Below are 12,087 nucleotides of genomic sequence, written 5' to 3'. Positions count from 1 at the left end.
CCTGGTGTAGGTGCCGACGTGGGTGCGGTCCACCGTGCCGGCGATGGGGGCCAGCGTAAGGGGACCGTCCTCGGGATCGACCGCGGTCGCGCCATACTCCGTGTAGAAGTCCACATAGCATTCCAAGGTGATCGGGTTCGCGCCGTTGAGCGTGACCACCGGTGGGCGGTTGCCCGCCAGATTGAAGGCGGATTCCGCAGCCGCCTGGGTGCTCCCGAACGCAAGAATCGTGGTCAGGGTCCTTGTCTGACCGGGCAACAGGCTGAAGTCGTAGCCCGAATGTACGCCCGAGTCCGCGTTGGCGCCGTTGCCATCCACCGGAGAGGAAAAGAAACTGTTGAGAATGTTTCCCGAGTTAATCATGAAAGGGCCACCGGCCGCGAGTGTCACGGAAGACGTGCTGCCCAGTATGAACGTCGCGCCTGCTCCGTTCGTAGCGCGTGCCACGGACTGTGCTCCGAGGCTATAAACATCGTTGAATGTGGAATAGTCGGGATTATGGTCCGGATCGAATGTCTCAAAATAGCGAAGCGCGGCCGTGTTGGTATCCGCATTGGTGAAGGTAGTGGTGATAAGGATGGCATTTTGCCCCGCCACCAGCGAATAGGAACGCTCGAAGGTCACCGCCGTCCCGACGTTGTAAGTCCCCGCTGCAAGTATAGAACCCGCAGCGGTCGTGGTGGATACCGGAATCTGTTCCGAGCCGCCGGTCGTATTGCAGCGGAAGGTGGATGTGTCCGTGCCCAACTGGAGGCCGAAATCCGATACGGGCGTTCCGGGGTTGAAGTAATCCACGCCGTTGAAAACAATGGCGTCGATCGCGCCATTGTCGTCGCGGACGGTCAGGCTCAGCGCTCCGTTGCTCAGTGTGCCGGCTGACAGCGGAAATGTCGCGAGGAAAAGCAGGAAGGAGGGAATCAGATGTTTTGATTTCATGCGAATGCTGAAATGATATGAACCGGGGAGTTGGGGGGAGAGGGGAAAAGAGGCGGGGGGGGGAGGTGCACTTATCAAAGATAAGTGATAATTTCACATATCCTCGTCAGGCGACCAACCCCTTGTTTGAATCGACCCGATATGTCAAATGAATTCCAAAAAAAGAACCACAACTTTCACATATCCGGTGGGGAGAAGCGTTGATTCCGCCAAGGATCCGGGGAGGGCATCAGAACTGGTTTCACTTTGTTGGACTTTCATATCTGATGAAAAAGGAGAAAATCGAACCACCATCGAAGCGAATCGACATGGACGGACGGGCTGCCCGGAATCCTTCTCCAGATAACGCAGATGCATCTTCTCCATGCCCCGGAAGACGTGCTGATCTGCAGTGGAATGCCTTTTGTTGTGGGGACCGGTTGCAGCCGGTCAGGGAGGAAGGACATTGCGGCAGAGCCATTATATCCGCTGATACCCTTCCCATAGTTATTCATCAACCGGCGGCGAAGTGCCCTCCAAAGGCACCTCCGCCGCCGCTGGTTGTGAATAACTTGGCCGCCGTGCCGAAAATCCCGGTGGCCATCCCCTTGCCGCCCGGGATAAGCTCGGATGGCAGCAACGCCCCGGACGCGACACGGTCCATGTTCGCTCAGCCTGCGAGGCTCCAGCGAAGAACACCGGCCCGTCCGCGGGTCCATGCCAAGAGGTCTGAGAGGACACCAGCTCACGAAGTTCCCGTATCAGCTCGACCCGGCAAAGGACCAGCGCCGCGCATGCCCGAAAAGATAAACCGGACCCAAACCATGCAGGACGCCCACCAAACACTCAGCCACTTCGCCGGCTTCGATTGGGCGAAGGATCACCACGATGCCGTCATCATCGACCGTGACGGCAAGATCGTCGCCGATTTCCGTTTCGACCACAGCGCCGCCGGCTGGCGGCAGTGGGCCGAGACCGTCCGCCAATGGCCCGCCCCCGGCGTCGCCGTGGAGACCACCTGCGGCCATGCCGTGGACCAGTTGCTGGACAGTGGTGTCGCGCTTTATCCTGTCCATCCGATGAGCGCCAAGCGCTACCGTGAGCGCAAGACCAGCGCTGGCAACAAGACCGACCGCCTTGATGCCTGGGCCTTGGCCGATGCCCTGCGCATCGATGCCCATACCTGGCGACAACTCGGGCCGCAGGATCCGCTGGCTGCCGAACTGCGGCTGCTATGCCGTGACGAGGTCGCTCTCATCGGGGAGCGCACCGCATTGATCAATCAACTCCAACAGGCTTTGCTGGAGTACTACCCGACGGCACTTGAAGCCTTCGACGACTGGACCAGTCCCACGGCATGGGCTTTTGTCGAAGCCTTTCCGGATGCCGCGGCTCTGCTCAAGGCCGGCAAACGCAAGTGGGACAATTTCTTTCACGCCCGGCATCTTCGCTCCTATCCCTGTCCTTCAGCGGCATTGGCTATGTGGATCATGCAGGAATCACTCATTCCTCCGGTTGAGGAACTGGGGACTCCGGACGACGGCCAATACCGCGGTGGAGAATTTCCCTTCGGAAGATTTCAGCGATGACGCGATCTCCTCGATGAGCACCTTGTCGCTCGGCAGGACGGAGCGGCCAAGGGCGTAGCCGATGAGCTTGCGGGCGAGCACCTGGTTGAACTCCCGGTCATGCAGGGCGAGGTAGTCGCGCAGTCCCGCGATGCCATCCATGGTGGTCCCGTCCTTGAGGGAGCCGGTATCATCGATCGCCAGACCGTTCTCGTCCTTTTCGCGGAACCTGCCGAGGGCGTCGAATCCCTCGAGCGCGAAGCCGAGCGGGTCGATCTTGTCATGGCAGGAGGCGCAGGCTTTCTCGGCCCGGTGGGACTCGAGCTTTTCGCGGACGGTCATCGGCTTGTCGGAGTGTTCCGGGAAAGGCGGGACATCGGCGGGCGCTGGTGGGGTCGGCATGCCCAGCACGGCGTGGAGCAGCCAGTCACCGCGCAGCACCGGACTGGTGCGCTGGGGGAAGGAGGTCTTCACCAGCACGCTGCCCATGCCCAGAATGCCGCCGCGGTGGTGGGAGGAAACGGGCACTTTCCGGAACTCACCGCCGGTCACGCCGGGGATGCCGTAGTGCTTCGCCAGCCGCTCGTTGAGGAAGGTGTAGTCGGCCAGGATGATCTCCTTCACCGGGCGGTCGTTGCGGATGAGGTGGCTGAAGAACTCCTTCGTTTCGCGGTGCATGTCCGCCCGCAGTTCCGGCGTGAACTCGGGGAACTTTCCGGCGTCCACCGTGGAGTGCTTGCTGAAATTGTGGAACTTGAGCCACTGTCCGGCGAACTCCTCCGCCAGCGCGGCGGAGCTTTTTCCGGCGAGCATCCGTTTCGTCTGGGCCTCCAGCACCTCCGGCTTCAGCAGGGATCCATCCGCAGCGGCCTTCCGCAGCGCGTCGTCCGGACTGGACGACCAGAGGAAGTAGCTCAGGCGGGAGGCCAGTTCCCAGGCATCCACCGGATGGACGCCGGGCTGGTCCGATTTTTCGAGGCGGAAGATGAAGTCGGGGGAAATGAAGACGCGCATCAGCACCTCGCGGGCGGCGGATTCCCGGTCCAGCTCGCGGCTACGGGCCTCATCGTAGATGGCGTTCAGACCGGCCTTCTCCTCCGCGGCCAGCGGCCTGCGCCAAGCCCTGGACGCAAAGTGGTGGAGATGCCCCTGCACCGACTGGTCCCACTCCTTCTGGAGCTTCGCATCCGGGTTCCGTGGACTGAGGATGCGCCAGTCCTTCAGCATCCGGCGGAGGCGGTCCTGCTCCTGTTCGCTGATGAAGCCGTTGAGCTGGGCATCGCTGAAGTAATAGACGCCCTCGTTCTTTCCGTCCTTGAAGCGGTAGTTCCGCGCCACCTGCTCCAGACGGCGGGCGTATTCATCCGGAAAGACGGTCTTCATCCTGCCGAAGTCGCCCATGGTGCTGCGGGCGATTTCCGTCTGCCGCTTCCACATGACCAGCGCGCCGGGGATGATCTTCGTCGGATCGGGTGGATTCGCTCCCGTGGCGGTGAACTGGACGGTGGCGAAATCCACCTCCGGACCGGACATTTCCAGCCGTCCCTTGACGGTCACGGCCGCCTCCTCCCCGAAGGGCAGGGTGACGACCACCGGAGCCTGTAGCACCAGCATGGTTTCCTCCACCGGCTTGCCGAGCGGATGCTTGCCGAAAAGGGCCAGCGCCTTCGCGCCGTCATCCACGGCTTTCTTCAGTCCCGCGATGCGGGCGGGATCCGCGTCCTGTGCAGCCTCCAGCTTTTTCAGCTCCGTGCTGTTCCCCTCGATCCGGCGCTTCAGCCAGGTGACGTAGTTCTCGAACTTGCCGTTCCGCTTGATGGCGATCTTCTCGATGATGACCATGTCACCGCGGCTGCCATCGCCGGTATCACCGACCACGAGATGGATCGGCTGACCGGCCTTGGTGGGGGTGGTCATCTCATAGGCGCGCAGACCGTCGGAGTCCTGCTGGCGGCGCTGGGTCCGCACCCAGCCGGCGGCTCCGTCCGTGTTGGTCCAGGACTGGCGCTGGGCCTCGATGGCGGAGATTTTCGCGGCGACGGCTGCGGGGATCGCCTTAGGGTTCGCCTCATCCGGGCCCGGCAGTTCGCGCCAGTCCACGCGTGTCAGGTCGAGGAAACGCGACTTGATCTTGTCGCTGTTGAGCATGTCCCACCAGTTGGCGAGGAACGCGGCGGAAAGCCCGGCTTCCTTCGCGAGCTGGTCGAGCGATTCCGCGCCGGTCTTCTCCCGGTGCTTGAACTTCCAGCAGGCGGTCATGTAGTCGCCCTCCCGCATGTCCTCCCCGTCCTTCGGGATGTGCGGCTCCGCCATTTTCTGGTACCAGATGTAGAGCGCGCGCTCCGCCTGGTCCTTCAACTGGAGCGGACCGCGCAGGCCGACGCGGGTGTCCTGGAACATGACGCCGCGGCCCGGCAGGATGGCGGCGTGCTCGGTCAGCTTGCGTGCGGCGGCCAGGTATTTGTCGATCTGCTGCGGGCTGACGAAAAGCACGTCCCCCACATTGGAAAAGCCCTCACCACCACCGCCGTCGGGTAGGAAATCCTTCGCAAAACCATAGTCGATGCCGGTCAGCGCGCGGATGGTGTTGTCATACTCCGCGTTCGTCAGGCGGCGGACGGTGACGTGGCCGGGGTCGCCCGCATTTTCCTTCGCCGCAGCTTTGAGGGATCCATCCAACCACTTCGTGATCAGCTCCTTTTCCGGCGTGGCAAGCTGGGGATCATCCTCCGGGGGCATGTCGCCGCTCGCCATGGCATGGGCGACCTTTTCCCACAGCTCGAAATTGCCCGCCACCTGCGGATCATCCAGCACCTGCTTCAGGTCCACACCACCCCTCGTCCGCTTCCCGCCATGGCACTCGATGCAGTATTTCTCCATGATGGGACGCACCGTCTGCCAGTCCGTCCCGGCGGCGTGCGCAGTGGTCAGGGAAACGGCGGTGGCGAGGAAAGCTCCGGAACGGAAAATCATGCGGGATCGTGAAAATTCGTGGCCCCGGCGGCCAGGGGCGCGGCGAGGATAGCCAGACTACGTGCGTCCGGCCCGGAAAATCTCAACGACCTGTGATTTCCATCTCCTCCGCAGGCCGGGAAACCTGTGGCTCTCCGGATTTCGCCACCTCGACGCGGAGGTCGGCACCGGATTTCGGCAGGTGGGCCACGTAGGTGTAGCCCGATTTTTCCGCCCGGATGAGGTAACCTCCCATGAGATTGTCCGGCAGGATGGCGGTGGATTCCTCCAGAAGTTTCCATCCATCCGCCTGCAGGGTATCCCGGATGATGCCGTGGCTCTCACGGTTCATCCGTTCCTCCGGAAAGCGGTAGGTCGATGACCAGTAGCCACCGAACGGCCACCTCGACGACGACGTCGTACTTTTGGCCGAGATTGCCTCCAGCCGGTCATTGATCGGCACGACCACTTGGAAAACCTGATTGAGCGAGTAAACCGAATGTCCGGCAAGGCCCAGGACGGCGAGCAGCCCGACGATAGCGGCCCGCTTCAACGGCCTGGCCAGCACATGGCGCTTGCCACCGAGCCAATCCGACAGCCCGGCCATCACTGGATCTCCGTGCCGCTCGTCGGGTTGACCCAACGGACGACCTTGCCACCCACGATGTAGGCCTTCGCTTTCCGCGACTTCAGTCCGAGGATGGTCTGCGCCTTGTAGCTGATGGTGCCGGTGTTGAACTTCTTGCCGTCAACTTCCTCCGGTTCACCGCCGGCCCATTCGCTGACCTGGTCGAACTTGATGTCCTTGATGGTGGAGCCTTTCAGGCTGTCCTGCATCGTCTGGACGATCTCGTCCGCGGCCATGGAGGCGAATTCACCGGCAGGCTCGGCAGGGGCGTCCCCTGGCTTCAGCGCCGGGTTGGCACCGTCCGTCGGCGCGTCATTCATCGCTCCACCATTCTGGGCGGTTTCGCCACTGTCCGGCGTGCTGCCTCCCATGGTCGTGGCGGGATCATTCTTCGCCATGCCGTCCTGCGGGGCGGCGGGCTGTCCTTCGGCGGGCTGCCCGTCCATCGTCTGGCCCTGGGCGGCGACCGGGGACGGTGCCACCGGAGCCACACCGATCAACTGCTCCCGGACGTCCGTGTTCTGGACCTCCACCTCACCCTCGATGTTCGGGGAACCGGTGCCGACGATGAGCGTCCCCTCCCCCAAGCGGAGGAGTTTCAGCTTGGTGCCGGTGGGCACGGGTATTTTCAGGCCGGAGGAGGAATCGGTCAGCTCGGCCTCCTTTTTCAGGGTCACTTCCTTCGGAAGCTGCTCCGGGGCATAGACCCGTGGATCCACCCTGGAAAGATACACTTCCTCCTGGTTGCCGGGCTGCTGTGGAGGGGGAGGCGCCGTGGGCGAAAGGCCGGTGAGTTCGAGGCGCAGGGAAGGCTCGGCGAAATAGCCGAAGACACCTGCACCGCCGACCACGAGGAAATTCGCGAAAAGTTTCATGTTGTGGGGTGATACGTATCAAGCGGCCCGGATTTTGGAAAAGAATTTTTCCGGGTTCCGCACGGATCTTCGTCACACCCCTCCGATGTGCGCCAACGCCTTGTCAAAGCTGCAGTTCGCGAGGTAGTGGCGGAGCTGCGGATCGAGCTGGGAGCGGTTCCCCAGCGTCCAGGCGGAGATCCTTTCCGAAACGTCCTTGAGGGCCTCCAGGTGTCCGGCGGAGTCACGGTCGCGCCACGCGTGGTCGGAGATCACGGCAAGACGGCGGCGGAGGAGGGCGGAGAGTTCGGGGTGCATGGGAGAGGGGGCGGGTGCTTGAAGACGCGGAGCGCCAGTGAGGAGGGAGGACACTCCTGTCCTCCGGCGGCATTGGCGAGATAAGAAGGAGAAGTTTTCAGCTTTCAGGGAAGAAAAGAAAGCCGACTAAGGATCAAACGAATCCGGCGAAGTCTTGAAGGGAAACATTTCTCTCTGTGTTCTTTACGCTCTTAGCGACTTTGCGGTAAGTCTCTTGTGATTTGCCAATGCCGCCGGAGGACAGGAGTGTCCTCCCTCCTTACTGCCCCCGCTTCAATTCCTCACCACAAACTCCGGCAGGCTTTCCGCATCCTCCGGCTCCAGCGGCAGGATGGGCTTCGCCGGGTCCACGGTGACGGACGGATCGTCCGCCGCGGGGTGGCGGTGGAAGCAGAGGAAGGTGCCGCGCAGGCCGAAGAGTCCGTCAAAGCGGACGGGTCCCCAGTGCCAGTCGGTGCGGTAGGGTGCGGCGGTGGGTTTCATGGCTTTCTGCGGCGGATGAACGAGAAGAACATCCGCGGGGATATCTCGATGACCAGGAACGCGGCGTGAAGCAGGATCACGCCCAGAAGGCCCATTTTCCAGCGGGCATCCACGGCAGGCTCAAATTTCTTTCCGTAAAGGATGGTGACCGGCGGAAAGGTCGAGGCGGCGTATTCGAGGAAAAATTCGTTGCGGATGGGCTTGAGGAAGAACGTATCCGGCACCAGATGGCCGAAGGTGTCCGCCACTTCCTTCGCGGACCGCTTGTCGTTGAGAACGAGGCGGGTGATGTCCGTCCGGACCTCTGCTTCGGTCAGGCGGCGGCCTGTCTTTTCCTCCAACCGGTCGAGGAAAGCGGCGGGATCGGTTTTCCAGACATTCACCAGGGAGCGGGCGAAGTTGTAGGTTTTGAAAAGCGGCTTCAGATCCTCGTTCGGGATGATGGAGGGATGGTCGCGCAATCCGCAGATGGCGGCCTGGTAGGCCCAGCGGGACGGCATGGCCTGTGCGGGCCAGGGCGGAGGCGCGGGCTCGTCTTCCCGGATGACGGGGCGCTGGTTGGGCCAGTGGAGGTGGGAGAGATCCTTGAAATCGAAGGGCGCGGCTCCGCAGAGGATCATCTGCGGCACCAGCATGAGCGGAACGGCGGCCAGCGCCACGCGTTCCGAGATGCCCGGGAGCGCGGAGACGAACAGGCCGAGCGCCACGCTGGTCCACCCGGCGAGCGTGAGGGCCAGCCACAGCTCCATTTTTCCATACGGCAGGCCGATGATCCATGCGCCGGTCCACACCACCAGCGCGGCCTGGAGGGCGCTCTGGAAGGCCAGCCCGGGGAGCTTCGCCAGCAGCCAGTATCTGCCCGGTATCCTCAGCAGCCGCTCGCGCAGCCGGTGGGCGCGGTCTTTCACCACCTCCTGCACGGAGGAGGAAAGTGCGAGGAACTGGACGAGGATGACATTCAGGAAACAGAACGCGGGCAGATGCCGGTTCGCGGTGAAGGAGTATCCCCCCTCCCCCGTGATGATGCGGCAGACCCAGGCGACGATGGCGGCGAGCAGCACGGCGATGACGCAGGACGCGGCGACGGAACGCCAGCCGCGCACACGCCTCAGTGACTCCCGCCGCAACAGGGTGAAGGCCTTGAGGACGAGCCATGGCTTTCCGGCGGTGCCCCCCTGCGGTGCCGCGGGAGCTTGCTCCCGGCGGATGAGCGGTGGCTCATAGGCATGGCGGGCACCGGCGTAGCGCAGCTTCCAGAACGCGGGATCGAAATTCCGCCGTTGCGCCCCCCCGTCGAGCGTGGTCCGCCTGCCGACCAGCGAATCGAGGATGGCGTCAGGCCCCCAGTTCTGGCGCACCGCTCCCGCCGCATGGATGCCGAAGTAGTCCCGCGTCGCCTCCGGAGTACCGAAAAACGCGAGCCGCCCGCCGACATCCAGCACGATGACTTTGTCAAACCTGGCGAAGACCTCAGGTGATGGCTGGTGGATCACGGCCATGACCAGCACGCCCGCATCCGCCCGTGCGCGGAGGATTTTCATGACCCCTTCCGCATCCGCGCTGGAGAGGCCGGAGGTGGGTTCATCCAGCAACAGGGCATCCGGACGGCCGATGAGTTCCAGGCCGATGTTGAGCCGCTTCCGCTCGCCGCCACTGAGCACCTTTTCCGTCACACTGCCCACACGGAGCGCACCCTTCGCCTCCAGTCCGACGGCGGCGAGGGTTCCGGAAATATCGGGCGCGGCCTCCGTCGTGCGGAGGGCGGCGGCGTAGCGGAGGTTCTCCGTAACGGTGAGTTCCGCAAAAAGCACGTCGTCCTGCGGCACCAGCGCAAAGGACGGACGGCTGGCCGGCGGTGAAATGGTGACCTTGCCCGAGGTGAGGGACAGCCCTCCCGACAGCACGCTCATCAGCGTGGACTTGCCGCAGCCGCTGGGACCCATGACGGCGACCATGTCCCCGGATTCCAGGGCCAGCGTGATGTCATCCAGCCCGGACTGTCCGTCCGGAAAGCGCAGGGTGGCGTGGTCCAGGCGCAACGACCAACTACCACGTACGCCGTAGCTGGCACAGCGGATGAGCCTCGCGGCGGGAAGTTTCCGCCCGCCGATGGCGAGCTGGTCCGCGGGCAGGATGGGAACCGGCTCCGTGATCCGGCGGCCGTTCAAAAGGATGGCGGCATACGGAGTGAGGAACCATCCATTTTCCCACGACAGCCGCGCCAAGGTGCCCTCCGCAGTGGAGGAAACCGCCAGCCCATCCGCATCCGGCAGGACATGGAGGTCGGGAAAAGCGGTCGCCGCCGCGAGGGCGGACACGGTGGACAGGTCCAGCCGTTCCTCTCCGCCGATGAGGATGTGGTCCGCTTCCTTCAGCCACTGGCTGTGCCGAGCGGGCCAGCGCAGGCCGGAGAAAACGAGAGGCTCCGGGCAATCGTGCCGGACGAACCAATGGCCGCCGCTTTCCATGGCGCGGAGCTTTCCACCGGGCAAGCCGCGCAGCGCGAGGTGGCCCGTCGGTGCGGGAGAGCTGGAAAAGGAAAGGATGCCGTCCTGTCCCACGGAGGATCCGCCGATGAACGCCGCGGCTTTTTCCAGCCATGGCCTGGTCCAGCCCAGCGAGGCGATCTTTTCCGCCAGCGGCGCGGCCAAAGACGGCGGCAGCGTGGCGGCGGCTTCCACCAGGTTGATGGTGAGATAGATCTGGTGTTCCGTGGCGGCGGGCGGTTCCACGGTGGAGGGGACTTCCGCGCGGCGCAGCATCACCTCCGAAACGAGTGCCGCACGGGCAGCAGGCAGGAACATCCCGATGCGCTCCTCCGTGTAGCGGCAGAACGCCTCCAGCGCCTCCGTATCCCCCGCCGCCAACCACGTCAGACAGCGGTAGACCGACTGCAGCACCGGATCCTCGAACGAGGCGGAGGTGGCGAGCGCGGTGATGGCGGAGGGCGCGGACATGGAAGGAAAAAGGGAGGACTTCCGCCCTCCCTTCCACGGTTCAGATGAGGTTCATCAATACCACGCGTATTGCAGCACGTAGTGGGCGCCGTTAAAGGTGCTGTTCGACATGGTGATCTTCACGAAGAAGGTTCCGGTGTAGATGGGGGTCACGCGGGCAACGGCGACCGGCTGGAGGTCGGAGTCGTTGGCGACGAGGTTGCCGTTGCCATCGAACACGGCGATGTCCACATCATAGGCGTCCTCGCAGCCACCGGCGGCCAGGATGTAGTTGTTCCCCGCGTGGAGCGTGGTGCGGATGACGATGGACTGGCCGCGCTTCAGAAGGCCGTAGGTGTAGGCCGGGCGGACGTTGAGCGAATATTGGCCCGCCAGCGTCTGGAACATCTGCGCGGCACGGATCTTCGCGCCGTTCACGGAGGCATCCGCCGTGCCGGGGATCCAGAGCAGCGCGGCCATGAGCAGGCCGGTGAACAGGGAGCGGAGAGAGTTGTTTCGGAAAGTTTTCATGGAGTCGGTTGGAAAGTGGTTCGGTGTGCGGGGATGGTTCACTTGTCCGGCAGCGCGCCCTTGGCGATCTCGGCGATTTTCTTCGTCGCTTCCTCGGAGACCGTGGCGTCCTCCGCCACGGAGACGAGAGGCTTCAGAGCGGCGAGACCTTTGCCCAGCGAGGCGATCTCCGGGGTGTCACGCGTCGCCTGGGGCAGCGCGTTGAACTTCGCTTCCAGCGTCTCCAGCAGGGAGACCTGGCGGAGCGCCTTTCCACCCTCGGGCGAGTAGGATTTCGAAAGCTGGCCGGCGAAGATCTCCACGCCGCGGGTCCAGCCGGCGATGAGCGCCACTGAGGCGGAGTCCGTGTCACCCAGCTCCTCCATGGTCTTGAGGGCGTCCTGGTAGGTCAAGTCCAGCGGCCCGGTCAGTTCCTTCCACTTTCCGGCGGCTGCCTTCGCCTTGATGTCGGCGGCGTGGGCGAGGACTTCCTCGGAAGCACCGAGCTTCGCGGCGGCCTGGAAGATATCGATGGAGGCCACATCCAGCAATTTCCCGTCCTCCGCCTGGATGGCGAGGAAGGCGTCCGCCACGCGGATGCCGAGGCCGATCGCGGCGAGGCGGCTGTCCTTCGAGCCCGCCAGCTCGGACGACTTGCGGGCGGCTTCCGCGGAGGCGGCCCAGTCGGCGGCCTTCGCGGTCTTCAGCACGGAGAGGATCTCGCCCGGCAGGGGCAGAATCTCCAGGGACGCCTGCTTTTCCTCCGCGCTGAGGGATGGCGGGGCTTTCGGAGCGGCCGGGGTGCCGCCGTTTTCCTGTGCCATCAGATGTCCGGTCTGGAGGGCTGCTGCGATGGCGGCGGAGCGCCAGAGGTATGCTTTCAATGGGGATGCTTTCATGTTGCCTGGTGGTGTATCTCCAAC

At 63.7% G+C, this 12,087-nt stretch carries 11 protein-coding genes; 1 reads left to right on the top strand and 10 read right to left on the bottom strand.

The features are described from left to right. Together KF712_19430 and KF712_19425 are read right to left on the bottom strand one after the other, a co-directional pair. On the bottom strand, nt 1-936 hold a 936-nt coding region (locus KF712_19430; protein MBX3743166.1), incomplete at its 3' end, for a hypothetical protein. A 144-nt stretch (nt 937-1,080) separates the two neighbouring features. Beyond that, on the bottom strand, nt 1,081-1,302 hold the full coding sequence (locus KF712_19425) for a hypothetical protein (protein MBX3743165.1): 222 nt from the start codon (nt 1,300-1,302) through the stop codon (nt 1,081-1,083). A gap of 437 nt (nt 1,303-1,739) precedes the next feature. Between KF712_19425 and KF712_19420 the strand changes: the two genes are divergently transcribed. Further along, nucleotides 1,740-2,504: an IS110 family transposase gene (locus KF712_19420; protein ID MBX3743164.1), complete on the top strand. Its 765-nt coding sequence runs from the start codon at nt 1,740-1,742 to the stop codon at nt 2,502-2,504. Here KF712_19420 and KF712_19415 read toward each other — a convergent pair. From KF712_19415 to KF712_19380, 8 genes are all read right to left on the bottom strand, one after another. Next, nucleotides 2,415-5,456 carry a DUF1592 domain-containing protein gene (locus KF712_19415; GenBank protein ID MBX3743163.1) on the bottom strand — a complete coding sequence of 1,014 codons (3,042 nt, stop codon included), beginning with the start codon at nt 5,454-5,456 and terminating at the stop codon, nt 2,415-2,417. The two genes, KF712_19420 and KF712_19415, sit on opposite strands and share 90 nt — an antisense overlap. Nucleotides 5,457-5,538: 82 nt before the next feature. Then, the gene (locus KF712_19410; protein MBX3743162.1) at nt 5,539-6,042 is read right to left on the bottom strand and encodes a hypothetical protein; all 504 of its coding nucleotides are present in this window, start codon (nt 6,040-6,042) and stop codon (nt 5,539-5,541) included. Further along, on the bottom strand, nt 6,042-6,938 hold the full coding sequence (locus KF712_19405) for a hypothetical protein (GenBank protein ID MBX3743161.1): 897 nt from the start codon (nt 6,936-6,938) through the stop codon (nt 6,042-6,044). Before KF712_19405 ends, KF712_19410 begins: the two co-directional genes overlap by 1 nt. A gap of 72 nt (nt 6,939-7,010) precedes the next feature. Further along, nucleotides 7,011-7,235 (bottom strand): hypothetical protein, encoded by a 225-nt coding sequence (locus tag KF712_19400; GenBank protein ID MBX3743160.1) that lies wholly within the window; start codon nt 7,233-7,235, stop codon nt 7,011-7,013. 273 nt (nt 7,236-7,508) lie between these two features. After that, complete coding sequence (locus tag KF712_19395; GenBank protein MBX3743159.1) at nt 7,509-7,718, bottom strand: hypothetical protein; 210 nt, start codon at nt 7,716-7,718, stop codon at nt 7,509-7,511. Continuing rightward, complete coding sequence (locus KF712_19390) at nt 7,715-10,675, bottom strand: ATP-binding cassette domain-containing protein (protein ID MBX3743158.1); 2,961 nt, start codon at nt 10,673-10,675, stop codon at nt 7,715-7,717. Before KF712_19390 ends, KF712_19395 begins: the two co-directional genes overlap by 4 nt. 54 nt (nt 10,676-10,729) lie before the next feature. Next, nucleotides 10,730-11,185: a hypothetical protein gene (locus KF712_19385; GenBank protein ID MBX3743157.1), complete on the bottom strand. Its 456-nt coding sequence runs from the start codon at nt 11,183-11,185 to the stop codon at nt 10,730-10,732. A 38-nt stretch (nt 11,186-11,223) separates the two neighbouring features. Further along, a complete protein-coding gene (locus KF712_19380) occupies nt 11,224-12,063 on the bottom strand; it encodes a hypothetical protein (protein ID MBX3743156.1) in 840 nt (279 codons plus the stop codon). Nucleotides 12,064-12,087: the final 24 nt, after the last annotated feature.

Source organism: Akkermansiaceae bacterium, assembly GCA_019634595.1.
Taxonomy (GTDB): domain Bacteria; phylum Verrucomicrobiota; class Verrucomicrobiia; order Verrucomicrobiales; family Akkermansiaceae; genus Luteolibacter.
This window is presented reverse-complemented; position numbering and strand designations above follow the sequence as displayed.

Excerpts from the sequence above, each read along its gene's own strand:
- KF712_19385 (MBX3743157.1), bottom strand. The coding sequence starts at position 11,185 with ATGAAAACTTTCCGAAACAACTCTCTCCGCTCCCTGTTCACCGGCCTG.
- KF712_19425 (MBX3743165.1), bottom strand. The coding sequence starts at position 1,302 with ATGGAGAAGATGCATCTGCGTTATCTGGAGAAGGATTCCGGGCAGCCC.
- KF712_19395 (MBX3743159.1), bottom strand. The coding sequence starts at position 7,718 with ATGAAACCCACCGCCGCACCCTACCGCACCGACTGGCACTGGGGACCC.
- KF712_19400 (MBX3743160.1), bottom strand. The coding sequence starts at position 7,235 with ATGCACCCCGAACTCTCCGCCCTCCTCCGCCGCCGTCTTGCCGTGATC.
- KF712_19390 (MBX3743158.1), bottom strand. The coding sequence starts at position 10,675 with ATGTCCGCGCCCTCCGCCATCACCGCGCTCGCCACCTCCGCCTCGTTC.
- KF712_19380 (MBX3743156.1), bottom strand. The coding sequence starts at position 12,063 with ATGAAAGCATCCCCATTGAAAGCATACCTCTGGCGCTCCGCCGCCATC.
- KF712_19420 (MBX3743164.1), top strand. The coding sequence starts at position 1,740 with ATGCAGGACGCCCACCAAACACTCAGCCACTTCGCCGGCTTCGATTGG.
- KF712_19405 (MBX3743161.1), bottom strand. The coding sequence starts at position 6,938 with ATGAAACTTTTCGCGAATTTCCTCGTGGTCGGCGGTGCAGGTGTCTTC.
- KF712_19410 (MBX3743162.1), bottom strand. The coding sequence starts at position 6,042 with ATGGCCGGGCTGTCGGATTGGCTCGGTGGCAAGCGCCATGTGCTGGCC.
- KF712_19415 (MBX3743163.1), bottom strand. The coding sequence starts at position 5,456 with ATGATTTTCCGTTCCGGAGCTTTCCTCGCCACCGCCGTTTCCCTGACC.